Origin of the sequence: Bowmanella yangjiangensis (genome assembly GCF_017255015.1) — a bacterium.
Taxonomy (GTDB): Bacteria; Pseudomonadota; Gammaproteobacteria; order Enterobacterales; family Alteromonadaceae; genus Bowmanella; species Bowmanella yangjiangensis.
This window is the reverse complement of sequence record NZ_JAFKCS010000023.1, coordinates 1-24,864: the sequence shown is the minus strand read 5'-3', so window position 1 is coordinate 24,864 and position 24,864 is coordinate 1. Positions and strand designations below refer to the sequence as shown.

23 protein-coding genes are annotated in these 24,864 nt (G+C 49.1%); 9 read left to right on the top strand and 14 right to left on the bottom strand.

The features are described 5' to 3' along the window. Positions 1–34: 34 nt before the first annotated feature. The 6 genes from gmhB to J0A65_RS18020 form a co-directional block, all read right to left on the bottom strand. On the bottom strand, positions 35–580 hold the full coding sequence (gene gmhB, locus J0A65_RS18045) for a D-glycero-beta-D-manno-heptose 1,7-bisphosphate 7-phosphatase (RefSeq protein WP_206595741.1): 546 nt from the start codon (positions 578–580) through the stop codon (positions 35–37). Between the two features lie 98 nt (positions 581–678). Then, positions 679–1,440 carry an SDR family oxidoreductase gene (locus J0A65_RS18040; protein WP_206595740.1) on the bottom strand — a complete coding sequence of 254 codons (762 nt, stop codon included), beginning with the start codon at positions 1,438–1,440 and terminating at the stop codon, positions 679–681. An 8-nt stretch (positions 1,441–1,448) separates the two neighbouring features. Next, positions 1,449–2,345 (bottom strand): 3-hydroxyisobutyrate dehydrogenase, encoded by an 897-nt coding sequence (gene mmsB, locus J0A65_RS18035; RefSeq protein WP_206595739.1) that lies wholly within the window; start codon positions 2,343–2,345, stop codon positions 1,449–1,451. 9 nt (positions 2,346–2,354) lie between these two features. Continuing rightward, positions 2,355–3,500: an enoyl-CoA hydratase/isomerase family protein gene (locus tag J0A65_RS18030; RefSeq protein WP_232850039.1), complete on the bottom strand. Its 1,146-nt coding sequence runs from the start codon at positions 3,498–3,500 to the stop codon at positions 2,355–2,357. 9 nt (positions 3,501–3,509) lie between these two features. Continuing rightward, on the bottom strand, positions 3,510–4,667 hold the full coding sequence (locus J0A65_RS18025) for an acyl-CoA dehydrogenase family protein (protein WP_206595738.1): 1,158 nt from the start codon (positions 4,665–4,667) through the stop codon (positions 3,510–3,512). 101 nt (positions 4,668–4,768) lie between these two features. Continuing rightward, positions 4,769–6,259 (bottom strand): CoA-acylating methylmalonate-semialdehyde dehydrogenase, encoded by a 1,491-nt coding sequence (locus J0A65_RS18020; protein ID WP_206595737.1) that lies wholly within the window; start codon positions 6,257–6,259, stop codon positions 4,769–4,771. A gap of 227 nt (positions 6,260–6,486) precedes the next feature. Here J0A65_RS18020 and J0A65_RS18015 point away from each other — a divergent pair, with 227 nt between their 5' ends. Together J0A65_RS18015 and J0A65_RS18010 are read left to right on the top strand one after the other, a co-directional pair. Beyond that, positions 6,487–8,181 (top strand): response regulator, encoded by a 1,695-nt coding sequence (locus tag J0A65_RS18015; protein ID WP_232850038.1) that lies wholly within the window; start codon positions 6,487–6,489, stop codon positions 8,179–8,181. 66 nt (positions 8,182–8,247) lie between these two features. Then, the gene (locus J0A65_RS18010) at positions 8,248–9,048 is read left to right on the top strand and encodes an acyl-CoA thioesterase (protein ID WP_206595736.1); all 801 of its coding nucleotides are present in this window, start codon (positions 8,248–8,250) and stop codon (positions 9,046–9,048) included. Here the strand turns inward: J0A65_RS18010 and J0A65_RS18005 are convergent, their stop codons facing one another. The 3 genes from J0A65_RS18005 to J0A65_RS17995 form a co-directional block, all read right to left on the bottom strand. Continuing rightward, positions 9,049–11,199, bottom strand: a complete 2,151-nt coding sequence (locus tag J0A65_RS18005; protein ID WP_206595735.1) for a patatin-like phospholipase family protein — start codon at positions 11,197–11,199, stop codon at positions 9,049–9,051. A gap of 101 nt (positions 11,200–11,300) precedes the next feature. Next, complete coding sequence (locus tag J0A65_RS18000; RefSeq protein WP_206595734.1) at positions 11,301–12,350, bottom strand: CNNM domain-containing protein; 1,050 nt, start codon at positions 12,348–12,350, stop codon at positions 11,301–11,303. After that, entirely contained in the window at positions 12,347–14,389 is a 2,043-nt protein-coding gene (locus J0A65_RS17995) for an alpha/beta hydrolase family protein (protein ID WP_206595733.1), read from the bottom strand. The genes J0A65_RS18000 and J0A65_RS17995 overlap by 4 nt, the downstream gene beginning before the upstream one ends. A 147-nt stretch (positions 14,390–14,536) precedes the next feature. Here J0A65_RS17995 and J0A65_RS17990 point away from each other — a divergent pair, with 147 nt between their 5' ends. Beyond that, entirely contained in the window at positions 14,537–14,818 is a 282-nt protein-coding gene (locus J0A65_RS17990) for a hypothetical protein (protein ID WP_206595732.1), read from the top strand. 19 nt (positions 14,819–14,837) lie between these two features. Here J0A65_RS17990 and yfbV read toward each other — a convergent pair whose 3' ends face one another. Continuing rightward, complete coding sequence (yfbV, locus tag J0A65_RS17985) at positions 14,838–15,284, bottom strand: terminus macrodomain insulation protein YfbV (protein ID WP_206595731.1); 447 nt, start codon at positions 15,282–15,284, stop codon at positions 14,838–14,840. A 106-nt stretch (positions 15,285–15,390) separates the two neighbouring features. After that, a complete protein-coding gene (locus tag J0A65_RS17980; protein WP_206595730.1) occupies positions 15,391–16,494 on the bottom strand; it encodes a GNAT family N-acetyltransferase/peptidase C39 family protein in 1,104 nt (367 codons plus the stop codon). Between the two features lie 212 nt (positions 16,495–16,706). Between J0A65_RS17980 and J0A65_RS17975 the strand changes: the two genes are divergently transcribed. The 5 genes from J0A65_RS17975 to infA all read left to right on the top strand — a co-directional run bounded on the left by J0A65_RS17975 (position 16,707) and on the right by infA (position 21,072). Next, positions 16,707–18,173, top strand: a complete 1,467-nt coding sequence (locus J0A65_RS17975; RefSeq protein WP_206595729.1) for a RimK family protein — start codon at positions 16,707–16,709, stop codon at positions 18,171–18,173. Positions 18,174–18,230: 57 nt separating this feature from the next. Beyond that, entirely contained in the window at positions 18,231–19,184 is a 954-nt protein-coding gene (gene trxB / locus J0A65_RS17970; protein ID WP_206595728.1) for a thioredoxin-disulfide reductase, read from the top strand. A 38-nt stretch (positions 19,185–19,222) separates the two neighbouring features. Further along, positions 19,223–19,927 carry a leucyl/phenylalanyl-tRNA--protein transferase gene (gene aat, locus J0A65_RS17965; RefSeq protein WP_206595727.1) on the top strand — a complete coding sequence of 235 codons (705 nt, stop codon included), beginning with the start codon at positions 19,223–19,225 and terminating at the stop codon, positions 19,925–19,927. 8 nt (positions 19,928–19,935) lie between these two features. Then, positions 19,936–20,631: an arginyltransferase gene (locus J0A65_RS17960; protein ID WP_206595726.1), complete on the top strand. Its 696-nt coding sequence runs from the start codon at positions 19,936–19,938 to the stop codon at positions 20,629–20,631. Between the two features lie 222 nt (positions 20,632–20,853). Beyond that, a complete protein-coding gene (gene infA, locus J0A65_RS17955) occupies positions 20,854–21,072 on the top strand; it encodes a translation initiation factor IF-1 (protein ID WP_008844395.1) in 219 nt (72 codons plus the stop codon). Positions 21,073–21,124: 52 nt separating this feature from the next. Here infA and clpA read toward each other — a convergent pair whose 3' ends face one another. Beyond that, on the bottom strand, positions 21,125–23,389 hold the full coding sequence (gene clpA / locus J0A65_RS17950; protein ID WP_206595725.1) for an ATP-dependent Clp protease ATP-binding subunit ClpA: 2,265 nt from the start codon (positions 23,387–23,389) through the stop codon (positions 21,125–21,127). Positions 23,390–23,419: 30 nt separating this feature from the next. Next, positions 23,420–23,734 (bottom strand): ATP-dependent Clp protease adapter ClpS, encoded by a 315-nt coding sequence (gene clpS / locus J0A65_RS17945; protein WP_206595724.1) that lies wholly within the window; start codon positions 23,732–23,734, stop codon positions 23,420–23,422. A 208-nt stretch (positions 23,735–23,942) separates the two neighbouring features. On the opposite strand from clpS, the gene cspD reads away from it, so the two are divergent. After that, positions 23,943–24,161, top strand: a complete 219-nt coding sequence (gene cspD / locus J0A65_RS17940; RefSeq protein WP_206595723.1) for a cold shock domain-containing protein CspD — start codon at positions 23,943–23,945, stop codon at positions 24,159–24,161. 288 nt (positions 24,162–24,449) lie between these two features. Here the strand turns inward: cspD and J0A65_RS17935 are convergent. Then, positions 24,450–24,864: NADP-dependent isocitrate dehydrogenase (locus J0A65_RS17935; protein WP_206595722.1), on the bottom strand; the 415-nt coding region annotated here is incomplete at its 5' end.

Sequence of the window (24,864 nt, the reverse complement as noted above, 5' to 3'; positions counted from 1 at the left end):
TATTGGGTTTGTCCCGTCCTAAATAAGGTAGGTGTCAACCTAAATCAGGACTAGTCACAGCAATCTCATCCAGATGCATGACACAAATGGCATCTTGCCAACTGCCTTCAGCACCAGGATGTGCATAAAAATAGCGAAGTCCCACCCCGGCTTTTGTAGCCGCCTGCATATCCGAGGCTTTATCTCCTACCATCACTGAAGCGGACAAGTCGATATCCAAGGCTTTAGCGGCATCAAGTAACATACCGGGAGCCGGCTTACGACAGTCGCACTGTCGTTTATAGACACCCAGGCCTTTTTCGGCATGATGTGGACAAAAATATACCGCATCAATGCTGATACCCTTTGCCGCGAACTCGGCCTTCATCCACTCAGTAAGCAAGGCAAAGTCCTCTTCCGTGTAGAGCCCCCGGGCGATGCCGGACTGATTAGTGACCACCACCAGACGATAACCAGCGTGTTGAAAGCGTTGGCATAAGGCGAAAATGCCCTCAACGAACTCGAAGTCCTGCGGACGGTACACATAACCGTGATCCAGGTTGATTACACCGTCACGGTCAAGAAACAGGGCTTTTTGCATGGCATTCTTTGCAATTTAAACGACGGGCAAGGATAGCAGATTAGCCTCGAAGCGGCAGAAAAAAGGCGGCCAATGTCAGATTGCCGCCTTGCTTAGGGTTAAATGCGTGTACCGCCATCGACTTCCAATACCCGACCGGTAAAGTAGTCATTTTCGAAAATAAAGGCCGCGGCGTGGGCAATTTCATCCGGTTCGGCTAACCGTCTGAGCGGTACAGCGCTTAAGAAACGCTCACGCATTTCCGGACGCATTTGCGCCGCCATTGCCGTTTCCACTAGACCCGGCGCAATACAGCCTGTGCGAATGCCAAAACGCGCCAACTCTTTAGCCCAGGTCACCGTCATCGCTGATACCGCTGCTTTAGAGGCAGAATAGTTGCTTTGCCCGGCATTCCCCGCTCGCGATACCGAGGCCAGATTGATGATCACCCCTGCACTCTTGGTTTTAACCATTTGCGCCGCGGCTTCCCGGCCACATAAAAAAGTACCGGTCAGATTCACATCAATCACAGATTGAAATTGGCTTAGCGACATTTTGTCCAGCACTTCGCCATCTTTGACCTTAAGCAACATACCGTCTCGCATAATACCGGCACTGTTTATCAATCCGTTTAACGCACCGAAGTGTGCAGCGATATCGGCAAAGGCTTGCTCCACTTGTTGCTCATCGGTGACATTGACCACAAAGCCTTTAGCGCAATCACCGTTGGCATTGAGTTGGCTGACAGCCTGTTCTACCGCGTCGGCCTGCATATCCAGCAGCGCAATTTTCGCGCCCTTAGCGACAAACGCCTGTGCCATGGCCAAACCCAAGCCCTGGGCTGCGCCGGTAATGGCGATCACTTTATCTTGTAATTGCATACGCTCACTCACTTATGGGTATCGGCTTGACCGAACAGGGTGAAAATACTGGAAAAGTCTTTGTTACCATTGCCGTGCAGGCTATGCATGGCATACAGACTTTGCGCCAAAGCGCCAAGCGGCGTGGATGAATGGCTTTGTTTGGCTGTGTCCATGGCAAGCCCCAGGTCTTTACGCATCAAATCCACCATAAAACCGCCCTGATAACCATGGGTAGACGGCACATTCTCCATCACCCCAGGACAAGGGTTGTACTTTTGCAGTGTCCAGTTACAGCCCGAGCTTTGCAGCATAATGTCTGATAGCACTTTAGCGTCCAGGCCGTTGTCCAGTCCCAGCTTGAGCGCTTCACTGGTGCCCACCATCAGCACCGACAACAGCATATTGTTGCAGATCTTGGCAACCTGCCCGGCACCATGGCCACCGGCATGAAAGATATTCTGACCCATGGCTTGTAATACGGGCTTGGCCTTGTCGAATTGCTCCTCGCTGCCACCGACGATAAAGGTCAAGGTACCCGCTGCGGCCCCGGCTACCCCACCGGAAACCGGCGCATCAACAAAATCAATACCTTTGTCCGCCAATCCTTGTGCAACCACACGGGCACTTTCGGCATCGATGGTGGAAGAGTCAATGACCAAAGCGCCAAATTTCAGGTGTGCTACCAGGCCATCATCGCCAAGATACAGGCTACGCACATGCTTGCCGGCAGGTAACATGGACACCACCACATCTGCGCCTTTAGCCGCATCAACAGCGGAGCTTGCAGCAGTGGCTCCGGCCTTGACCAGCGACTTAATATTGTCTTCAACCAAATCAAACACATGAACATTAAAACCGGCTTTCACCAGGTTGGCGGCCATGGGCCCGCCCATATTGCCGAGTCCAACAAATGCAATTTGCATATAGATCTCCTATTCCTTACCAAGCCCAGCGAGGGGATGCTGCTGAGCATCCCAGATAGGCTTGAAGAACCATTCGACATAGTCAGCCGGTACATCAGCCACCGACTCGTAGCGCCATTTAGGTTGATTGTCTTTATCAATCAGTAAGGCACGCACCCCTTCCTGAAACTCACCAGCCTCGCCACAGCGACAGGACAGGTTAAGCTCCATACGGAAGCAATCTTCCAGGCTTAAGGCGCGGCCACGTTTAAGTTGCTCCCAGACCAAATGGGCGGTCACGCTGGAGCCAGCATTGAGGGTTTGTACTGCCCTTGCCAGCCAGTTGTCTTGCATGGGATCCAGCGCCTGGATCGCTGATACCGCGTCAGTCAGACTGTGGTGGCTGGTGACTTGTTGAATCAGAGCATGGTGCTCTTTGACATTACCGCGGGGTAACTGCGACTGGCAGTCTCGCTGAAACTGGGCACACAGATTGCTGAGCTTTTCGTGATTCAGGGATTGGGTCCCCCCCCACTTAATCGCCAGCATCTGCTCAATAAACTCATCCTTCAGCCCATGACTGATAAAATGATCGGCCAGTTTTACATACAGAGCATCCGTAGCATTGATGCTGGCGCCAGTCAGGCCCAGAAACAACCCACAACCAGTTGGCATACGGTTTAAGAACCAGCTGCCGCCCACATCGGGATAAAGGCCAATAGTGATTTCCGGCATGGCGATACGTGAGCTTTCGGTCACGATACGATGGCTGGCCCCACTCATTAAGCCCAATCCCCCCCCCATCACAATACCGTTACCCCACACCAACAACGGCTTGTTGTAAGTATGCAGCAGATAGTCAAGGCGGTATTCCTCAGTGAAAAACACTTCTAGTGAGCGGGGCACCTGACCGGGTTGCTCCAGCATAGCGTTATGCATGGCTACCACATCACCGCCGGCACAAAATGCCTTGTCGCCACTGCCATCCAGGATCACCGCGACAATGTTGTCGTCCTGCTGCCAAGCCAGCATTTGCGGCATTAACAGGCGGATCATCGACAGGTTCAGGGCATTTAATGCCTTAGGCTTCTTTAAAGTGGCATGGCCAATGCGTTTACCATTGGCGGTGACTCTCTCTTCAAATACCACCAAAGCTTGCTGTTCCATGTCTTGCATGCTCATCTCCTACAGGATCTCACCAACATCGTCGGCCAACAGGCGTCTTGCCACGATCAGGCGCATAATCTCGTTGGTGCCTTCCAGGATTTGATGTACTCGCACATCCCTGACATGGCGCTCCAGTGGATACTCACGAATATAACCGTAGCCGCCGTGAATTTGCAGGGCATCATCACACACCTTAAAGCCCACATCGGTAGCAAAGCGCTTGGCCATGGCACAATAAGCGGTTTTTTCCGGGTCGTTATTATCCAGTTTAAAGGCAGCCAGTCTTACCATCTGCCTTGCCGCTACAAGTTCAGTGTTCATATCAGCGAGCTTGAATTGAAGGGCCTGAAACGCCGCTAGCGGCTTACCAAATTGCTGACGTTCCAGCATATAGTTGCGCGCCGTGTTCAGCGCCTGCTGCGCGGTGCCGATAGAGCAGGTAGCAATATTAATCCGCCCGCCGTCCAGGCCCTGCATAGCGAATTTGAAACCCTCGCCTTCCATGCCCAACAAATTTTCTGCTGGCACTTTAACATCCTCAAAGGTCACCAGTCGGGTGGGTTGAGCGTTCCAGCCCATCTTCTCTTCGGCCTTGCCGTAAACAATGCCTTGGGCATCTGCCGGGATCACCAGCGCCGAAATACCTTTGGGGCCAGCTTCACCAGTACGAACCATCACCACCAGTACATCAGTTTCACCGGCGCCTGAGATAAACATTTTGGAGCCGTTGACCACATAGTGATCACCTTCTTTTCTGGCAGAGGTGCGCAGCGAGGCGGCATCAGAGCCTGAGCCAGGCTCAGTCAAACAGTAGGAAGCCAGTTTCTGGCCGGTAACTAAATGCTCACACCAGGCGGACTTCACCGCCTCGGTTCCCCATTTGGCAATCATCCAACTGGCCATATTGTGAATGGTCATCATGGCGGTCGTGGCAGTGCAGCCCATGGCCAGTTGTTCAAAGATAATCGAGGAGTCCAGTCTGGACAGGCCCAAACCACCCGCTTCTTCCGGGGTATACAAGGCACAGAAGCCCAGTTCACCGGCTTTTTGGATTACGTCTTTGGGAAAATGGTGCTGCTTGTCCCATTCACCGGCGTGAGGGGCCAGTTCCTGTTCAGCAAATTGTCTGGCCGTTTCAACAAAGGCCAATTGATCATCGGTAAGATTAAAGTTCACGTTAAATTACCTGTATGTCCGTTACGGCCGGTGTTTACCGGCCGTGAAAAAACACTCAAAGCACAGACACGCTGGCAAACAGCCCCTGTGCCCTATCACAATCAGCGTAAGCTGATGGTCATATTCGGACCATGTGGAATATCATCTTCAAACCAGCGGCTGGTAACCGTTTTGGTTTCAGTGTAGAAGCGCACTGCTTGTTTGCCGTAGGCGTGCAGGTCGCCGTAGAAGGAGTTTTTCCAGCCAGTGAAAGAGAAAAACGGCAATGGCACAGGAATGGGCACATTGATACCCACTTGCCCCACTTCGATTTCATGTTGGTATTTACGTGCGGCCGCACCGGAGGCGGTAAAGATGCTGGTGCCGTTACCAAAGGGGTTGCGATTTACCAGCGCAATGGCATCTTCCAGCTCTTCCACTTCCATGCAGCACAGTACCGGGCCAAAGATTTCTTCTTTATAGATGGTCATCTGCTCGTTTACACCGGTAAATACGGTGGGTCCCACCCAGTTACCCGCCTCATAACCCGGCAGGCTGAATTGGCTGCCATCGACCAGACACTCGGCACCTTCCTGTTTACCTTGCTCAATCAAAGACAATACACGTTGTTTCGCTCTGGGGCTTATCAGGGGGCCATAACCGGCCTCTTTGTCGTTCCAAACACCGGGTTTGACTTTGCCAATCATCTCGGCCAATTCCGGGATCCATTCTTTGGCCTTGCCGACAAACACCGCCACGGAAATGGCCATACAACGCTGACCAGCAGCACCCACTGAGGCACCGACAAGGTTATTCAGTACCTGCGCTTTGTTGGCATCCGGCATGATCACTGAATGGTTCTTGGCACCGGCAAAGCACTGGGCGCGTTTCATGTTATCGGTGGCCGTTTTATAAATATGCTGCCCCACGGGCACTGAGCCGACAAAAGACACCGCCTTGATATCTTCATGGGTGAGTAATTGATCCACCTCTTTGGCACCGCCGTGGACAATGTTCAGCAGCCCTTTAGGCGCGCCCGCTTCAAGGAATAACTCGGCCAGACGGGTTGGCGTCATAGGATCCTGCTCGGAAGGCTTGAGTACGAAAGTATTACCGGCAGCAATGGCCAGAGGGAACATCCACAACGGGATCATGGCCGGGAAGTTAAAGGGTGTGATACCCGCACAAACGCCGAGTGGCTGAATATAGCTGTAAGTATCAATACCGCGCGCTACATTTTCCACCGTCTCACCCATCAGCAGCGCCGGGATATTCATAGCCTGTTCAACCACTTCAATACCGCGCCATACATCACCTTTGGCATCGTCAAAGGTCTTACCAGTTTCCTGGCTGAGAATTTCAGCAATCTCGTCGTGATGCTGCTTCAGCAGCGCCTGATAGCGCATCATCAGGCGGGCACGCTCTGGTACCGCCACATTGCGCCAGGTTTTAAACGCTTCCTTAGCTGAGGCTATGGCAGCTTGCACTTCCTGTTCGGTTGCACAAGGAACCTGGGCAATCACGCTGTTGTCTGCAGGGTTAGTCACATCAATAAGTTGTGACGATTGCGAGGCAACAAACTCACCATTGATAAGCAAGGGGATCTGTTTCATAGGACATCCATCTGTTGCTGGCCACTCACTGAATGGAGCAGCTTGTTAATATAGTGTGAGCTACCTTAGCAGAGTTTTTACCTTGACGTTAACGTAAACTTGTAAAAATTTTTCCCCGTCCATGACAACTTCTCTGTACAACAAAAATGTCCTATTCCAACTAACGCAAGGAGCTTCACATAGACAATCAGACGTATCGCTCAGGCACCTGTTTTTAGGATATTTTTTTGTCGAATCCTGAACTGGGTTGCTATGCTCAAGGCTGCGTTGCTTGTACTGGAGTCAGATTGGTCGACAATATCAACATTGCCATTGTTGAAGATAATGGTGTTGCCCGCCTTAATCTGCGCAATCATTTAATGGAAATGGGTTATGCCGATATTGGCTGTTACAGCCATGGCCGCGAGCTCAAGCCTGTGCTCAAACAACGACATTTCGATTTGATCCTGATGGATTTTCATCTTGGCCAGCATAAAAACGGTGTAGAGGTGGTCAATGAGATGCAAAAGGAAGGTTTGCTAAAACCTTCAACCAGTTTGGTGTTTGTCACCTCCGATCGTATGCCGATGATTATCGGCCAGATTGTCGACGTACATCCGGACGCTTTAGTGCTTAAACCCTACACCATTCGCAATCTGGAGAAGACCTTACGCGCCTGTATCAACTTTAACCACTACCTGTCGCCGGTGTTAAAGCTAATGGACAGCGAATCCTATGAGCAAGCCTTACACACCCTGGATAGCTTGCTTAGCGACAACCAGATGCCCAAAGCCCGCACCAATATGATTAAATTGCGTGCCCGCTTATTGACCAAGCTTGGCCGCTTTGATGAAGCCGTGGCCATTTACACAGACATCCTTAAGGCGTCAGATAATATCATCTGGGCTAAATGGGGCCTGATTCAAAACACCTACCTGGCTGGCAATACAGAAAAAAGCGAGGCCATGTTACAGGCATTATTAGATACCCATCTGACCAATGACAAAGCCTGCGAATGGCTGACCCGGATTAATATAGATAAACAGGAATATCAAAAAGCCCAGGAATACATCGACCGCATCAAGGAAGGAGAATTGTCTCTGTCTGCTGCACGGCTGAAGGCCTATCTGTATCAGGTACAAGATCAGATGGATGATGCCATCAGCCTGCTGGAGAAAAAGCGCGAGTCCAACCGCAATATCCGCGAACGCTTTAACGAGCTGTCCCTGGATTTAGCCCGCTGCTACCTAACCCGCGCTCAGGATGCTCCTGAGACAGAGCGAGCCAAGCACCTGCAGGTCGCCCGTTTTCTTATTGGCAGTGCCGGTCGCAATTTGCATGGCCAGGATGTAGACATCAAGCGTAACTTTATGACTGCCCTGAGCTTTATGCTCGAGGGGGATCTAAACAAAGCTAAGGAGCTGCTGGATCAGCAAGATATGCAAAGTGTACTTAGCATGGATATCCCCACCTTATCGGATGCCGTGAATGCCTGGTTTGGTGCAGGCGAAATTGCCAAAGCATCTGAGCTCCTTTGCGAACTGGAACACAAACTTGAACATTTGCCCGATGAAAATGAAAAAACCGTTTCCAGCCTGATGATGCGACGCAATCAGGAAACCCTGGGCGACAGAAAAACCAGAGCCATGGCATTTAACAAACAGGGCCTGGAGTTTTATAGTCGAAACGAATTTGCCGACGCCATTGACGATTTTTATCAGGCATATTTGCTGTTTCCCGCAGAGCCCGCCTTTAGCGTTAATTTATTACAAAGCATGGTAGAAGCGGGCGTACATACCCATAAACGGGCAACCATTGCCATACTACATAAAGAATTGTCATCCCACCCCCTGTCACAGGCCAATGCTCATCGCCTTGCTGAGATCACCGCCAAAGCCAGCAAACTTAACTGGCTTGATTCACCCGAACAACCGGCAGAATAAAGTACCTTTACGATAGTTGTCCGACCAGTTAAGCTGACCGGCATCGCTTACCAACTTGGGTAATTCATGCATATTGATGAACTATTGCTGCAGATCCATAACAGTCAGGTGTCCAGTCCAACCTTACGTATACCCAAAGATTGGACACAGGGGCGCACAGTGTTTGGCGGACTGTCCGCGGCACTGTTATATGCCGCTATCCGCGAGAAAGTCGCGTCAGACCGACCACTTAGGTCATTGACAACCAACTTTATCGGGCCATTACTTCCAGATACGGATTTTAACATTGAAGTGACCTTGCTACGGGATGGTAAGAACGTTACTCAGGTTATTGCCAGTGCCATACAAGAAGGGCAGGTTGCGGTATTTAGCCAGGCGTGTTTCGGCACTGAACGGGAGTCCAAAATTCGGGTGGAATCCCAGAGTCGACATCAAATGCCACTGCCAACTAAAGCCAAGTTCATTCCCCAAATTCCGAAAGTGACACCTAAGTTTCTTAAACATATGGACTTGTCAGTGGTGGAAGGTGGCTTGCCGTTTACAGGAAAGTCACACGCCAGTGTACATGGTTGGATGCGCTTTACCCAACCTCCTGCACAAATTACCGATGCCCACCTGATCGCCCTGATTGACGCCTGGCCGCCGACCATTTTACAAATGCTGCGCTGGCCAGCCCCAGCCAGTACCATGAGTTGGAACCTGGAATTTATTCATCCTCATCAACCCGTGGCGCCGGATGATTGGTTTGCCTATCAAGCCGATACGCGCCAGGCTGCCGATGGGTACTGTCATAGCGAAGCCAATATCTGGGATAAGCAGGGCGAGCTGATAGCCATCAGTCGCCAGATTATTGCGGTATTTGACTGATTAAGAGGCCTGACTGACCAGTGAAGCCATATGGCCTTGCTGCAGGTAGGCCAGCCCTTCCTGGTAGCCAATCTGAATGATGCGCTGAGCTTGGCGAAAGTCCAGCATACCGACGTTTTCGATACGCGGCTGGATAAAGTAATCTACCATCTCTCGGTTGGCTTTCTGCCGCTGTGCGCTGGCCAGCATAGAGGAACGCAGTAAGGTATGCAGTATTGAGGGAACCTTGGGCTGTTCTCTGCCTAGCAATTTATTAACCAGCAATTGCCAAGGCGACGGCACCTCACTGAGTTGGGTCAGATAATCCTCTTCTGGACTCACGTCGATGGCGGCGATAGGCCCACGATTGCGCTGACGCATCAGATCGCAGGGCAAATTGTTGAACAGGCCGCCATCAACCAGATAATGGCCGCCGTCTATTACCGGGGCAATAACCCCAGGAATAGACACACTGGCACGAATCGCACGCCACAATACCCCTCGCTCATGATCACGTTCTTCAGCGGTACTCATATCCGACGACACACAGAAAAACGGTAACGGCAGTTCTTCAATTTGAATGTCGCCAAATCCTTCATGCAATAGCTTATCCAGACGCTGACTTTTCGATAGCGAAATCATCGGTAAGGTGTAATCTCCGAGGGGATTTACCGACACAAAAAAGCGCCTTATGGCGACAATAATTTGCTCGCTGTTCCATCCCAATGCAATCCAGCCGCCCATAATAGAGCCCATACTGGTACCTCCCACCCAATCCACATTAACACCGGCTTCCTGCATAGCTTTAAAAATGCCAATCTGGGCAAAACCTCGGGCACCACCGCCACCTAAGACTAAACCCAGCGACTGGTCAGTCAGATAGCGACTTAGGCGTTCCACATCCAGGCGGCTGTCCTGCTGCAGATGAAAATGCTGACGAATGCCCAGAACATCCAGCCATTGGCTGGTTGCACTGATATGGGCAACCCGAGGGTGGATAAGCACCAGATGTTTTCGCTGCTTTTGCCAGGAAAACATCTGGCTGAATTTAGACAGCCAGGCCAGCAGATTCTGAACCCCATGACTTTCTTCGGCTAGTAACCATACCTCATCGGCCCGTTCGAGGCAGATCTTGGTCCAGTCATCAGCATCCAGACTGGAAAAATACAGATTGATAGCATTGTCTTGTTCGCGGGCATCCAGATGATCAATCAAGGTTGCATGGTTGATATCGCTAATCTGACGGTATGCAAATTTTCTGCACACCTCTTCTTCGCTGAATACGCCAAAGGCACTCTGCCATAAAATGGACTTAAGTTGTTTAGCTGTGTCGTGCGCACCATCCCGACCACATTCTAATACCAGGCGGTTTACCGGTTTTACCTTACGACTGTTTTTCTCACTTTGTTTTTTGATGCGATCAATCAAACTGGAGACGATATAAGTGCTGAGCCAGGGAAACTCTACCGACAGCCGATCAAACTGCTGTCTGTCCAGACTAATCAAAGCACAGGAACGCGTTGCCACCAAACGCACGGTTCGCACTTGGTTGCTGAACAGTGACATTTCGCCAAAGGCTTCACCATGGAAAATCTCCCCTACCCGTCTCAGACTGTCCTTGTCACCGGCATAGACATCTATTTTTCCGCTCAGTAAAAAATACATCACCTGAGCCGAATCGCCCGGCTCAAACAGGGTCTGATTTTCCTTTAGATAAGAAAAATGCGCACTTTGAATCAGTTCCTGCAGAAACTCGGCAGACACATTCGGATAACTGCGCAAGAAGGTCTGCAGCACTAATCTGATGGTATGTAGCCTATGATGCAGGGGCTCAAAGTGGACAGCCACCTCATCCAGCTTGGCTTTGTCGATTAACGACCAATCAACAGATTCAAACAGGCACGAAGAGGTACATAGCAGGCCAAAACCGAGGTTCTCTTCGCCTGCCAAAATGGCTTGGCCTACCCACTGTCCTGGTTGTAAATCCAGGGCATTCACTGTGGTATCCTGCTGGCGCAACTGCAAAACTGCCGAACCACTCACCAAACGATACAAGGTGGTATTCAGATCGCCTTGGGCAAACAAATGATGCGCTTTCTCACAATTAACCATCACCCCATGAAGGGATGCGGATTGCTCAAGTACCTCGATACCCTGCCCCTGCCACAACATAGCCTGCCCCTGCTAAAAACTGGAACCTAGAGTATAGAATAAAACGTCAAATATTCAGCAACTTAACGCAAGCAGCGTAATTATGCGCTGAGTTACTATTATTATTCTGATTTTCGCACAGATGCACTATCCATACGCCGACGGCTAAGCACTTGTGCCAACTTCTTCATACTCACAGCCTTGTCTTTTTCATCCACAATTTCAAGACCCAACATAGCTTCAAGTAAGTCTTCCAGCGTCAGGATCCCTTCAAGCCCACCGTATTCATCCACGACCAACAGCATGTGCGCCCGATTATTCAAAAAATGATCAAAGGTCTGCACCAATGGCATGCTACTCAGCATAGTCACCATATCTTTGCGATACTCACCCAACGTACGTTGTCCATTGCCACGCGCCTGAGCCAAAAGCAGATCAGACTTGAGCACAAAGCCAGTGACCTGCTCTGGCTCATTCTCATACACAGGAATACGGGAAAAGGTGACATCGTCATGCTTATGAAAGAAGGTTTCCACCGTCATAACTTCCGGCAATGAAAACACCACGGTGCGATGGGTCATGGCTTCTTTGATTTTCATTTGATGCAAGTTAAGCAGGTTCTGCAGAATATGCGCCTCACGCGACGCCAGTTGCCCTTCATCCCGGGATAACTCAGCCATTGCCAAAAGCTCGGCGCGATTCAAACCTCGCTGAGAACTATCTGGCGATATATGTTTGGTTAGCCAGTTAGACATCACCACAAAGGGATACATGCCCCAGATCAGGTACTTCAGCAAGTAGGCTGTTATGGGCGCCAACTGGCGCCAATACGTCGCGCCCAAGGTTTTGGGAATAATCTCCGAAAAAATCAGGATCAGTAACGTCAACACCGCAGACGCAAGTCCCAGATAGGCATCACCAAATACAACGGCCGCCTGCGCACCAGCACCGGCGGCACCAAAGGTATGGGCAAAGGTGTTTAAGGTCAGAATTGCCGACAAAGGCCGATTAATATCATCGGTTTGACTTCTCAGCAATTGCCCGGCCGGACGACCTTCCCCCTCCAGAACAGAGATGTAGGCAGAAGATACACTCAGGATCACTGCCTCGGCGATAGAACACAGAAACGAAAAACCCAGGGCTACCAACACATAAACTATAAGCAAAATCATTGGGCTTTTTGCTCCTGGCTGCCCCGATACTTATCAAACCACCATAGAATATACTGCACTTTGGTCATAAGGTTACTTGGGCGTTTGTAAATGCCGTGCGGTGCGTCTGGAACTCTGACCATGGCTGTGTCCACTCCTTGCAGTTTGAGTGCCTGATAATATTGCTCCGTTTCGGAAATAGGCGTTCTATGATCAGCCTCACCTGTCAGTAACATGGTTGGCGTTTTTACATTACCCACATAGCTAATGGGTGAACGTTTCAGATAATGCTCTGGATCTTCCCAGGGTTTCTTAGCAAACCAATACTGGGTAAAAAATGGATACATATCTGCAGTCAGGACAAAGCTGTACCAATTAATAACGGGTTTAGCCACCACCGCGGCTTTAAAGCGATCCGTATGACCGACAATCCAGGCGGTTAGCACGCCGCCACCGGAACCACCAGTCACAAAAAGCTGCTCGGCATCAATGAAGCCTTTGCCAATGAGCATGTCCACACCACTCATAAGGTCATCATAATCCTGGCTGGGATAATTGTGGTGAATAGTCTGGGCGAATTGCTGACCATAACTGGAGCTGCCACGGGGATTGGTATACAGCACCACATAACCCGCGGCTGCAAACAACTGTACTTCCGCAGAAAAGTGCGGGCCATAGGCGGTTGTCGGCCCACCATGGATCTCAAGCAACAACGGATACTTCTTACTGGCGTCGAAATCTGGCGGATACACCACCCAGCCTTGAATATCCAGACCATCGGCTTGTGACTTGTACCAAATTTCCTCCACCTTACCCAAGGTCTTATGACCCAGGGCATCGTCATTTAAATGGGTTAATAATTGCGGTTCACCCTTTTTTAACACCGCAATATCTGCTGGTCTGTCAGGGCTAGAATAGGTAAACACCAGGGAGCCGTCCTCTGCTACATCAAACTCAGCGCCGGTGTAGGGCCGCCCATAGGACTGTCCGCCCAAACTGTCCGTCAGAACTTGGCGTTTACCATTAAGTCCCTGAAATGCCAGTAGGGTTTTACCTTGGTTATCATATTGAATATATAAGCCCCGCCCTTTGGCATCCCACTTAAAATCACTGATGCTGCGATCTAAGTCAGCACTGATTGAACGGCTGTTACCCGTGGCCAGTTCCAAGACATAGAGCTGGTTATTCTCATAGTTTGTACGCTTGTCATCATAGCCAAGGTAAGCAAGATATTTACCGTCCGGCGATACCTGAGGGCTGCTATCCGGCCCGTTTCTCTCGGTAATAGCCTTTATCTTTCCAGAGGCCAGCTCCAGTTGATAAATCTCGCTATTCATCGGTGCCGTGCGGAAGTCTTCATGCAGATTGGCAGAAAAATACAAAGATTCGCCATCCTTACTCCAACTCAAACCGCCACTGTGGTTGTAGTCGCCAAAGGTAAGCTGGCGAGGGCTGCCGCCCTGCGCATCAAGCACAAAGATCTGTACATACCCAGGCTCGGCATAGCCGCCACCGTCGTTTCGGTAAATAACGTCGTCAATAAATACCGCCGGTTCTGCCCATTTTGCACCAACAGGCATACCACTCAGGGCCACTGGAGACTTGGCTTTTCCTTTGACAAACATCTTAAAGGCCAACTTACTGCCATCAGGTGACCAGGTCAGTCCACTGGGGGATGAGGTCAAATGGCTAATCTGCCCACTGACTTTCTTATCCAACCACTGCAGATGAATCTGCGGTTTCCCTGACTGAGTCGACACATAAGCTAAACGTCTTTTATCCGGTGACAAGGCTAACCCATAATCCTGATGAGCCCCGCTGGTTAACGGTAACATCTGCCCTTGTTTATCCACCTGCCAGATGTTGCCAAGCTTTTTATCCTGGTAGATGTCCATGTAATTACGAATAAAAAACACACTTCCAGACTCAGCACCACCCGTGATCCCGGAGGCATACTCCAAACTAAAAATGTCACTGGGAATCAGCATTGATTGAGGCTCTGCCTGGATGGCACCAGCGCCCAGCAGCAAAGACACGGCCAGAGATTTATAGGAATTCATTTTATTTCCCTGAGTTAACAGACAGGTATTCCCCTGGATTGTTGCACCTCAAGCACAGCCTGTCATCTGCCATTCAACGTAAAAACCGGAAAAATCTGCTCATTTATTAAGCATAAATGTCGATATAAGATTTGGAGGTGAGTCATTATGAACATGTCCATTGCAATCGCATTTTCCCATAACCAATCCATTGTGGGGGACGTAAAGTCTGTCCAGCAACGAAAAGATTTAGCTAACAGTTGGCAAGAAGCGAAGGAACAGCGTTTACCCCAGGAAAAAACCAGGCAAACGCTAAATACACTGGATGAGAATTACCGTATAACGCTGAAAATTGAACGAGAGTTACAACACTACAATCTGGAAACAGAGTTGAAGTACTATAAATACAATCATAGTGAACAGGGTCAGCTACTCGATACCCTTGTTTAGGCTTGATTTTACGCTCTGCTCAAAACCACTGGCGGGTAAATACCTTGTCTAGTTCATCAAATGCTTTACGCAATAATCCCGCCAGTTCCATATATTTAGGTCTACGTTGAATATCCTGGAGCTGGCAACCTTGCTGGCGCATTTTCGAATGGATCTCCTGATACCAGGAAAAAATAGCCGGCGGTAGTGACTGGTTTGCCCTATGGCCAAGCCACAATAACCCCTGTAATGGCAGACTCAAAAAGAAAGCTGCCATAGCTAGCGCCTGAGGCAAGGCTTCATGGCCTAAGGTGCTTACATGGGCAAAGGCGACAATCACGGCCAGCGGAGGCATAAAGCGGATGGAAAAACGCGTAGCCGCGATAACACGACACTCAGGGAAAAGCCCATACAGTTCAGGCTGCATTGGCCACAGTTGCATGTAAGCCTGACCATCTTTGAACATGCTGGTGATGGATTGCCCCATAACTGCCCCTCGGTTTAAAACACTACGTTTTAACTATATCAGCATTTACCCCAGTTAGCGGCAAAGTTTTCTGTCACTCGCCGCTCCGCAATACCAGTAAGCTTATTTATCGGTATAACACCAAGGTACTGGTTAGCCTATCTCTGCCGAAAGAGGCCATTTTTATAAATTCTTCCCGGCTCACAGGCACATTGGTAAAGTCCATTTCCGTCTGCCAACTTTCATAGTCTCGCTCGGGATCGGTAATAGAGACACAATTCTGGTCAGCCCCTGTCACTAACACCCAATGTGGTGCCTTGTCGCGCGTTAGCCGCCACATGCTGATCAAACTCACTAACACCGCTCCTTGCTGCAGATATTCATCCAACTTGGCTAAGGTCAGCGGCGTATACTGGATGTCCACTTGCGTTTCTTGCAACTGTTGGAGGAAGTGCTTGTGAACCTCTTCGATCACCACCTTTTTTTGTGGATCGCGAACACTGTTGATAAATGGCACATTGGTCTGATTCACGTACAAATGTACCTTGTAGTCACGACGCCAGGCACTTAATGCCAAACCAAAGCCGCTGCATCCGCCATGACCGGACGTCATAAAGATAGTGGTCGCCTCACGCCAAATCTGAATCTCTTCGGCCATGGACATTTGATAGCGTGTATCGAGTTTATGCATAGCCATCATCAAACTTGCCGGACCGCAGGTAAAGTCTGTCGTTTGTTGGTAGCGAATGCTGGGCTGTTTGCCTAGGGAAGTGGGACGCAAAGTGCGCTCCATCTGCAGCGCATCGCCACCGTCTTCGTAATACCCTTCAACCCTACCAATCGGACGGTACTTGAGTTTTTGATAGAGGTTGATGGCAGCCTGATTATCTACCCGAACCTCAAGACGCATAAACAAGCACAACTCTTCTGAAGCGCGCTGCTCGACGTCATTGAGCAACTGCTGAGCCACGCCTTTACCGCGGCTAGCATCAGATACGGCAATAGAGTATAGCCTGGCGAGCTGAGTGCCATTGCGGTAGAGCACCAGCGCATAACCCGCCAAGTGCTGACCATCGTAGGCAACTATCAGTGAGCAATGCCCTTTACGAATAAAATAGGTAAAACTGCGACGGGAAATTCTGTCCGTCGTAAAGCTGGCTTTTTCCAACGTGACTAAATCGGAGATATCAGTCAGTTGAGCAGGTCGAATAACAAGTGTGTTCAACAACATAGACTCGCAAAAATGCGTCGCGATAGTTTAGGCTTAAACTCAGAAACTGCAATATGCAAATACAAGACAAGCCAATCGTTTAAAACTATTATTGCAACACTTGTTTTAGTGTATTTTAGCGGTCTGCATAATGTCCTTGTCGGGCACAATAAGCAGACGAATTTGTTATACCTCTTATCTGACGCTAACAGGCGTCTAAGGCATTAGTCAGCATGTCTGGATACTTTGTGGTCGTGGACGACCTGGACGATTGGGCTCCCTACTTCCCCAGTCGAGAAGTAATCTCCTTTGATCAATACCTGGCCAAAACCGATATCCCCGCCGATCAAACGGTACGGATCCTCAATTTTTGTCGCAACAAGCGGGCGCTGGGACGCGGTTACTACTGCTCTTTGCTGGCGGAGGCCCGGGGGCATAAAGTGATCCCCAATATCAGCGTACTTAACGATTTGCGTCGTAAGAAGCTTTACACACTAAAGCTCGAAGAAGTCGCAAAATCTATTGCTAAGTTAAAGCCAGCGGGTAATGACACCCAGACCACATTCCGCATCTTTTTAGGTGAATGTTTGCAAACCGAGTTTGCCGAACTGGCCAAAAACATTTTTGAACGCTTTGCCGCTCCTGTGTTGGAAGTCACGCTGGAATATGACGGCCAGTGGAGCCTGGAAAAGGTTCATACCCTGTCATTAAAAGAAATCACCGATGAAGCCGAGCAGGAATTCTTAGCCAACACACTGGAGAAATTCAGTAACCGCCTGTGGCGTAAGCCTAAGACACGCAAACACTATCGATATGATGTGGCGATGTTGGTTAACGCTGAAGAAAGCATGCCTCCCAGCGACAAGAAAGCGCTGAACAATTTTATTAAGGCTGCAGATAAGCTGGGTATCAATCTGGAAACCATCGGCAAGCGTGATTATGTGCGCCTGGCGGAATACGACGGACTCTTTATCCGCGAAACCACCTCTATTGACCACCACACCTATCGATTCGCCAAAAAGGCTGAAGCAGAAGGCATGGTCGTTATAGACGACCCAACCTCTATTCTGCGTTGTACCAATAAGGTTTATTTGGCCGATTTGTTGCGAACCAATAAGGTTCCCACGCCAAAAACCTTGTTACTAAGTCGTACTGACAAGGAAAGCCTGCAGCACGCCATTGATTATTTAGGCTTTCCAATCGTGTTGAAAATACCAGACGGGGCCTTTTCGCGCGGCATGTTTAAAGCCACCAACATGGATGAGTTGGTAGATGCCATGAAAAAATTAAGCAAGACTTCGGCCTTGGTTTTAGCGCAGGAGTTCCTATATACCGAGTACGACTGGCGTATCGGCGTACTGAACAACAAGCCGCTTTACGCCTGCAGATACTTTATGGTGAAAGGACACTGGCAGATTTACCGCCATGATGACGGTAAGAAAGCCGCTACGGGTGGCTTTGAAACCATGCCGACCTATGAAGTACCACAGCCGGTCCTCGAAGCGTCCTTGAAAGCCTGTCGACTGATTGGTGATGGATTTTACGGGGTAGATGTCAAACAGACCAAAGACGGCCGGGTGGCGGTAATTGAAGTCAATGACAACCCTAGTATCGATTCGAGCGTTGAAGACAAGTTTTTAGGGCAAGCCCTTTATTACGAAGTGATGGCGGAATTTTTGCGCCGGCTTGAATCTCAATAGCAGGGGCACCGGTCCCTTGCATGAATTATGTAGTACAACTTTTTAGCTGGAGAATTTATGGCTGAAGCAAGACATAGCCGCCTGATGATTTTAGGTTCAGGCCCCGCGGGCTACACGGCAGCCGTTTACGCGGCACGTGCCAACCTTAACCCTGTATTGATCACCGGTATTCAACAGGGCGGCCAATTAACCACCACCACTGAGGTTGAAAACTGGCCAGGTGATCCAGAGGGCCTGACCGGTCCAGATTTGATGGTGCGCATGCAAAAGCACGCCGAGAAGTTTGATACCGAAATCATCTTCGATCACATCAACGAAGTAGACTTTTCTAAACGTCCATACACCCTCAAAGGTGACAGCGGCAGCTATACCTGTGATGCGCTGATTATCGCTACCGGGGCTTCAGCCAAGTATCTGGGTTTACCCTCTGAGCAAGCCTTTATGGGTAAAGGCGTTTCCGCCTGTGCAACATGCGACGGATTCTTCTACCGCAATCAAAAAGTAGCGGTGATAGGTGGTGGTAACACCGCGGTTGAAGAAGCGCTGTACTTGTCCAACATTGCTTCAGAAGTGCATGTTATTCACCGACGCGACAGCTTCCGTAGTGAAAAAATCCTGGCTGACCGCCTGATGGAAAAAGCCAAGAATGGTAACGTTGTATTGCACCTGAACAAAACCCTCGACGAAGTGCTGGGTGATGAGATGGGTGTGACAAAAGTACGCATTCGCGATACGCAAAACGACAGTACCGAAGAATTGGACGTAATGGGCTTATTTGTGGCTATCGGCCATAAACCTAATACCGATATTTTTGCCGGCCAACTCGATATGAATGATGGTTATATCAAGATTAACAGTGGTCTGAATGGCAATGCCACCGCAACCAGCGTACCTGGTGTTTTTGCTGCCGGGGATGTGTGTGACCACGTTTACCGTCAGGCCATTACTTCGGCCGGTACCGGCTGTATGGCCGCACTGGATGCAGAGAAGTATCTGGACGGTCTGGAATAAGCCTCGAAGGCAGGCATAAGCCTGCCTCTTTCCCGCCTATGAGCGAACATTTCTATAAACTCGACCAACGCCTGCAGTTCCCTGATCCAACCCTAGCATTAGTGGACCCAAACGGCTTACTGGCTTTTGGTGGTGATCTAACTGTCGCTCGCCTCTTGTTGGCCTATAGCAATGGCATTTTCCCTTGGTTCAGCCAGGGCGAGCCCATCTTATGGTGGTCCCCTGATCCAAGGGGTATTTTGGAACTGGATGAATTCATTTGTAGTAAAAGTCTGGCCAAACTGGCCAGGTCGAAACGTTATCAAGTCACCCTGAATACGGATTTTGACGCAGTCATCCGCCACTGTGCCTCAGTACCAAGAGATATTAACGGCACCTGGATCACTGAGCAGATGATTCAGGCCTATATGGCCATGCACCAGGCAGGACACGCACACTCAGTGGAAGTGTGGGACAAACAGGAACTAGTTGGGGGATTATACGGCGTTAGTATCGGCAAAATATTTTGCGGTGAGTCAATGTTTCACTTGCGAAGCAACACCTCCAAACTGGCATTTTTTCACTTAGTTCACTATCTAAAAGGGATGGCATTTGACTTGATAGATTGTCAGTTGCAAAACCCACACTTAGCCAGCTTAGGCGTAAAAGAAATACCCCGCTCGCAATTTTTAAGCAGACTCAAACCAGCCGTTGCTTCGTCGGTTAGCAGCGATTGCTGGCAGAAAAAATGCCTTAACGAGTAAGCGTCAGAATGAAGTTTGCTCTCACCCATCCCTTTACCTGTAGTTACCTGCCAGAGGAAGACGAGCAGCTTATCGTCCTGGCCGATGCCACGCCGGTAAGCGTAGAACATTATCAATATCTGCTCGGTGCAGGATTCAGACGTAGCGGTGAGCATGTCTATCGTCCCCACTGCCCGCAATGCAATGCCTGCCAATCTTTACGCATTCCCGTTGCGCAATTCAAACCCAGCCGTGGACAACGAAAACTAATAAAAGCCACGCTGCACATAGAACACCGGTTGTCGGAAACGAACAAAACCGAGTATTACCCTATGTACGCCCGTTATATTGCGGCGCGCCATCAAGACGGCAGCATGTACCCGCCTTCACAAGAGCAATATCATACCTTTACCCAAGCGCCCTGGGGTAATCCTCTGTATCTTGAACTATGGCTGGATTCGCAGTTAGTCGGCCTGGCCATTACAGATGTTACCAAGCAGGCATTGTCGGCCTTATACACTTTCTTTGAACCCGACCTGTCAACACTTTCATTGGGCACACTTGCCATATTGCGACAAATTGAGGTGGCGCAAAGCTTAGGTAAGGCGCACCTTTATCTGGGCTACCAAATAGATCAATGTGACAAAATGAACTACAAATCCCGCTTCCACCCTCACGAGAAATTTATCCGTGGTAACTGGTACCGAGAGCAAGATCAGGGCTGAAAAAGTAAAAAAATCCAGAGTACGCTTTACAGTGGCGGTATATTTGGGCAAAATCTGCGCGGCATTTCTCTGGGTACCAGATAGGAAAAACTTCCCTGGTAATAAGGAAATTTCAGGTAAACACGACTTTGCCCCCTGGGAACGACAATATTCATCACATTCTGCTTGGGAATTCCCCCAAACCGGAAAGTAACTAGCGATAAACAAAGGTAATTTTTTTAGATGGCGAAAGAAGACTGTATTGAAATGGAAGGCACGGTATTGGACACCCTTCCAAATACTATGTTTCGTGTTGAGCTTGAAAACGGTCACGTGGTTACCGCGCACATCTCTGGCAAAATGCGCAAAAACTATATCCGCATTCTCACCGGCGACAAAGTCACAGTCGAGATGACCCCATACGATCTGACTAAAGGACGTATTATCTACCGCGCTCGTTAATTTTTTCGCGGAAAGATAAAAAAAGGCCCGTTATACGGGCCTTTTACATTTTTCAAACTTCAGCCTTTGAACTACTCATACTGTAATCAAAGCTCAGTTTGTCATCCTTCACATCAATTTTAACGCTGCCGCCATCAGACAGCTCACCAAACAACAACTGATTGGCCAGCTCCTTCTTCACGTGCTCCTGCAGAACCCTGGCCATTGGCCTCGCTCCCATCGCCTTGTCATAGCCTTTCTCAGCCAGCCAAGCGCGCGCATCAGAAGTAATTTCCAGCGATACGCCTTTGGCATCCAACTGCACCTGTAGTTCAACAATGAACTTGTCGACCACCTGCAGAATAATGTCAGCCTCAAGATGATTAAACCAAATGATGCCATCTAACCGGTTCCTGAACTCCGGGCTGAATATGCGGTTTATCTCGGCCAGTGCATCATGGCTGTGATCTTGCTGTTTAAAGCCAATAGATTTCCTCACCGTCTCCTGCACACCTGCGTTGGTGGTCATCACCAACACCACGTTACGAAAATCTACCTTACGTCCATTATTATCGGTCAGGGTACCGTGATCCATCACTTGCAGCAGGATGTTATATATATCGCTATGTGCTTTTTCTATTTCATCCAGCAGCACCACCGAATACGGATGCTTAATCACAGCATCCGTTAACAAACCGCCCTGATCAAAGCCCACATAACCTGGAGGGGCGCCAATTAACCGGCTGACGGCATGACGCTCCATATATTCAGACATATCAAAACGAACCAGCTCCACCCCCATGATTTTCGCAAGCTGCTGGGTTACCTCTGTTTTACCTACCCCAGTGGGACCAGCAAACAAGAAGTTACCAATGGGTTTGGTTTCGCTGCCAAGACCACTGCGAGACAAGCGAATAGCGTTTGTAAGCGTCTCTATGGCATTGTCCTGGCCAAATACCACCATTTTGAGGTTGCGGTCCAGGTTCTTAAGCGTTTCTTTGTCAGAAGCCGACACCGACTTCTCAGGGATACGCGCCATTTTGGCAATAATCTGTTCTATCTCCGCCACGCCAATGGTTTTCTTGCGCTTTGACACGGGCAATAAACGCTGACTGGCACCGGCTTCATCTATGACATCAATGGCCTTATCCGGCAAATGACGCTCATTGATATACTTTGCAGAAAGCTCCGCAGCGGCGCGCACAGCCTTGTGCGTGTAGCGCACGCCATGGTGCTCTTCATAACGAGACTTCAATCCCATCAAGATCTTGGTGGTATCATCCACACTAGGTTCTATCACATCAATTTTCTGGAAACGCCTGGCCAGCGCCCGGTCTTTCTCAAAAATACCCTGATATTCCTGATACGTAGTTGAACCAATACAGCGCAACTCACCACTGGAAAGCTTAGGTTTCAGCAGGTTGGATGCATCCATGACCCCACCAGACGCAGCGCCAGCACCAATAATGGTGTGGATCTCATCAATAAACAAAATAGCGTGCTCATCACGCTCCAACTCTTTCAAGATGGCCTTCAACCGCTTTTCAAAATCGCCACGGTATTTGGTACCCGCCAGCAATCCGCCCAAATCCAGCGAATAAACGGTGGCGTCGGCAATCACTTCCGGTACTTCTTTTTGCACTATACGGTATGCCAAGCCTTCAGCAATGGCCGTCTTACCCACCCCCGCTTCACCAACCAGTAGCGGGTTATTCTTGCGCCGGCGGCATAGGATCTGAATTGTACGCTCCAGCTCCATATCACGGCCGATTAACGGGTCAACCTTACCTTCCTTAACCATCACATTAAGGTTGGTGGAATACTTATCCAGGGTAGATGTACCCTCTTCTACTTCGCCCGGTTCGTCTTCACGTTCAACCTGTGAGGGGCGATCTTCTTCCGATTTCGATACACCATGGGAAATAAAATTCACCACGTCCAAACGGGTCACGTCCGACTTTTTAAGAATGTAAACCGCCTGGGATTCCTGCTCACTAAAAATGGCAACCAATACATTGGCCCCAGTCACTTCATCTTTTCCGGAAGATTGCACATGGAAAACCGCGCGTTGCAATACGCGTTGAAAACCTAAGGTTGGTTGGGTTTCACGATCAGATTCAGGTCCATCAAGAATCAATGGTGTAGTGTCTTTGACAAAATCGGTTAACTCAGCACGAATAACATCGATATTGGCACCACAGGCTTTGAGTGCCTCTCGAGCCGCTTTGTTGTCAAGCAGTGCCAATAGTAAATGCTCGACCGTCATAAATTCATGGCGATGCTCACGAGCGAAAATAAACGCCTGATTTAACGTTTGCTCTAAATCTTTATTCAACATACGCGACCCCTTACTACTGCGCTCGACGATTCAAGCTGGCTCCATGGAACACATTAATGGATGTTGATGCTTCCTGGAGTACTGATTGACTTGCATAACCTTGGTTTCAGCGATTTCCGCAGTGTAAATACCACATACCGCTCGTCCCTCGTAGTGCACCGTCAACATCAATTGGTTTGCTTTGTCCGCTGTCATATTAAAAAAACGCATCAACACTTCTACCACGAAGTCCATCGGCGTGTAGTCATCGTTGTTCAGCAACACTTTATACATTGGAGGCGGCTGAACTTTGCGTTTTACCGCCTCGAGTTGCTTGTCATGACTAATGATGCTGTCTTTACTCATACTTCAAATAATAGCCGTTCAATTAAAATGCTAAATGGGAATTTCTGACTTTTTAGTAAAATGTTAAATTTACCCTTGACATATTCAGGTTAAAAAATCTACATTTTTTAGGTTCCCTTAATTTGCAGTAGTCAGGGAACCTTAATCCCTAAGTCTCATTGTGGGGATTATCACGGGACAGTTCAAGGGCTCTAGAGGAAGCAGAAGTATGGCAGTTGGCAAGGTTAAATGGTTCAACAACGCTAAGGGTTTCGGTTTTATCGTACCGGAAGACGGCGGTGAGGATGTTTTCGCTCACTATTCTACGATCCAGATGGAGGGTTACCGCTCTCTTAAAGCGGGTCAGGAAGTTAAGTATGAAGTGCAACAGGGTCCTAAGGGACTACACGCTGAGAACATCGAGTTAGCTATCGAGCCAGAAAGATAAATCCGGCTTGGCAAAATAAAAAAAGCAGATACACATTGTCTGCTTTTTTTATTTCTGCTGTTTATGACCGCCCTAAATATAGACTAATTACATCTGATTTATAGCTTATATTTATATTCTTCGATCTATTATTGATTTGCTATTTAATTCAATTAGTTGGTGTTTTAACTTATGAACCATAAAATAAATTATTCAACATCGTCTCACGATACTGAATAGCTTCTCGCAAGTTCAGCCAAGCATAAAAAAAACCCGGTCAATGCCGGGCTTCCATCATTTACTTTTCAATTATAAGGTAGCCAGTACGCTCTTAAACACCTCACTTGGGAACATGGCTTTACTAACCTTAGCTTCTTCAGGGAGGTAGTAACCACCGATATCCAGCGGATTGCCTTGAGTCGCATCAATCTCAGCCAAAATCTTGGCTTCATTAGCTTGCAAGGCTTCAAACAGAGGTTTGAACTTAGCCGCCAGCTCAGCATCTTTGCTTTGGTTAGCCAAGGCTTCAGCCCAGTACATGGCCAGATAGAAGTGGCTGCCACGGTTGTCCAGTTCACCGGCACGACGTAGCGGTGATTTATTCTCGTTCAGCAGCTTTTCAGTGGCCTGATCAAGGGTCTTAGCGAGTAGTTCCGCTTTGGCATTTTTCTGCTTAATAGACAGGTCTTCCAGCGATACAGCCAGGGCCAGGAACTCGCCCAGG

Coding starts and splice junctions, on each gene's coding strand:
- gmhB (WP_206595741.1), bottom strand. CDS start 580: ATGCAAAAAGCCCTGTTTCTTGACCGTGACGGTGTAATCAACCTGGAT.
- J0A65_RS18040 (WP_206595740.1), bottom strand. CDS start 1,440: ATGCAATTACAAGATAAAGTGATCGCCATTACCGGCGCAGCCCAGGGC.
- mmsB (WP_206595739.1), bottom strand. CDS start 2,345: ATGCAAATTGCATTTGTTGGACTCGGCAATATGGGCGGGCCCATGGCC.
- J0A65_RS18030 (WP_232850039.1), bottom strand. CDS start 3,500: ATGCAAGACATGGAACAGCAAGCTTTGGTGGTATTTGAAGAGAGAGTC.
- J0A65_RS18020 (WP_206595737.1), bottom strand. CDS start 6,259: ATGAAACAGATCCCCTTGCTTATCAATGGTGAGTTTGTTGCCTCGCAA.
- J0A65_RS18010 (WP_206595736.1), top strand. CDS start 8,248: ATGCATATTGATGAACTATTGCTGCAGATCCATAACAGTCAGGTGTCC.
- J0A65_RS18005 (WP_206595735.1), bottom strand. CDS start 11,199: ATGTTGTGGCAGGGGCAGGGTATCGAGGTACTTGAGCAATCCGCATCC.
- J0A65_RS18000 (WP_206595734.1), bottom strand. CDS start 12,350: ATGATTTTGCTTATAGTTTATGTGTTGGTAGCCCTGGGTTTTTCGTTT.
- J0A65_RS17995 (WP_206595733.1), bottom strand. CDS start 14,389: ATGAATTCCTATAAATCTCTGGCCGTGTCTTTGCTGCTGGGCGCTGGT.
- J0A65_RS17990 (WP_206595732.1), top strand. CDS start 14,537: ATGAACATGTCCATTGCAATCGCATTTTCCCATAACCAATCCATTGTG.
- yfbV (WP_206595731.1), bottom strand. CDS start 15,284: ATGGGGCAATCCATCACCAGCATGTTCAAAGATGGTCAGGCTTACATG.
- J0A65_RS17980 (WP_206595730.1), bottom strand. CDS start 16,494: ATGTTGTTGAACACACTTGTTATTCGACCTGCTCAACTGACTGATATC.
- J0A65_RS17975 (WP_206595729.1), top strand. CDS start 16,707: ATGTCTGGATACTTTGTGGTCGTGGACGACCTGGACGATTGGGCTCCC.
- trxB (WP_206595728.1), top strand. CDS start 18,231: ATGGCTGAAGCAAGACATAGCCGCCTGATGATTTTAGGTTCAGGCCCC.
- aat (WP_206595727.1), top strand. CDS start 19,223: ATGAGCGAACATTTCTATAAACTCGACCAACGCCTGCAGTTCCCTGAT.
- J0A65_RS17960 (WP_206595726.1), top strand. CDS start 19,936: ATGAAGTTTGCTCTCACCCATCCCTTTACCTGTAGTTACCTGCCAGAG.
- infA (WP_008844395.1), top strand. CDS start 20,854: ATGGCGAAAGAAGACTGTATTGAAATGGAAGGCACGGTATTGGACACC.
- clpA (WP_206595725.1), bottom strand. CDS start 23,389: ATGTTGAATAAAGATTTAGAGCAAACGTTAAATCAGGCGTTTATTTTC.
- clpS (WP_206595724.1), bottom strand. CDS start 23,734: ATGAGTAAAGACAGCATCATTAGTCATGACAAGCAACTCGAGGCGGTA.
- cspD (WP_206595723.1), top strand. CDS start 23,943: ATGGCAGTTGGCAAGGTTAAATGGTTCAACAACGCTAAGGGTTTCGGT.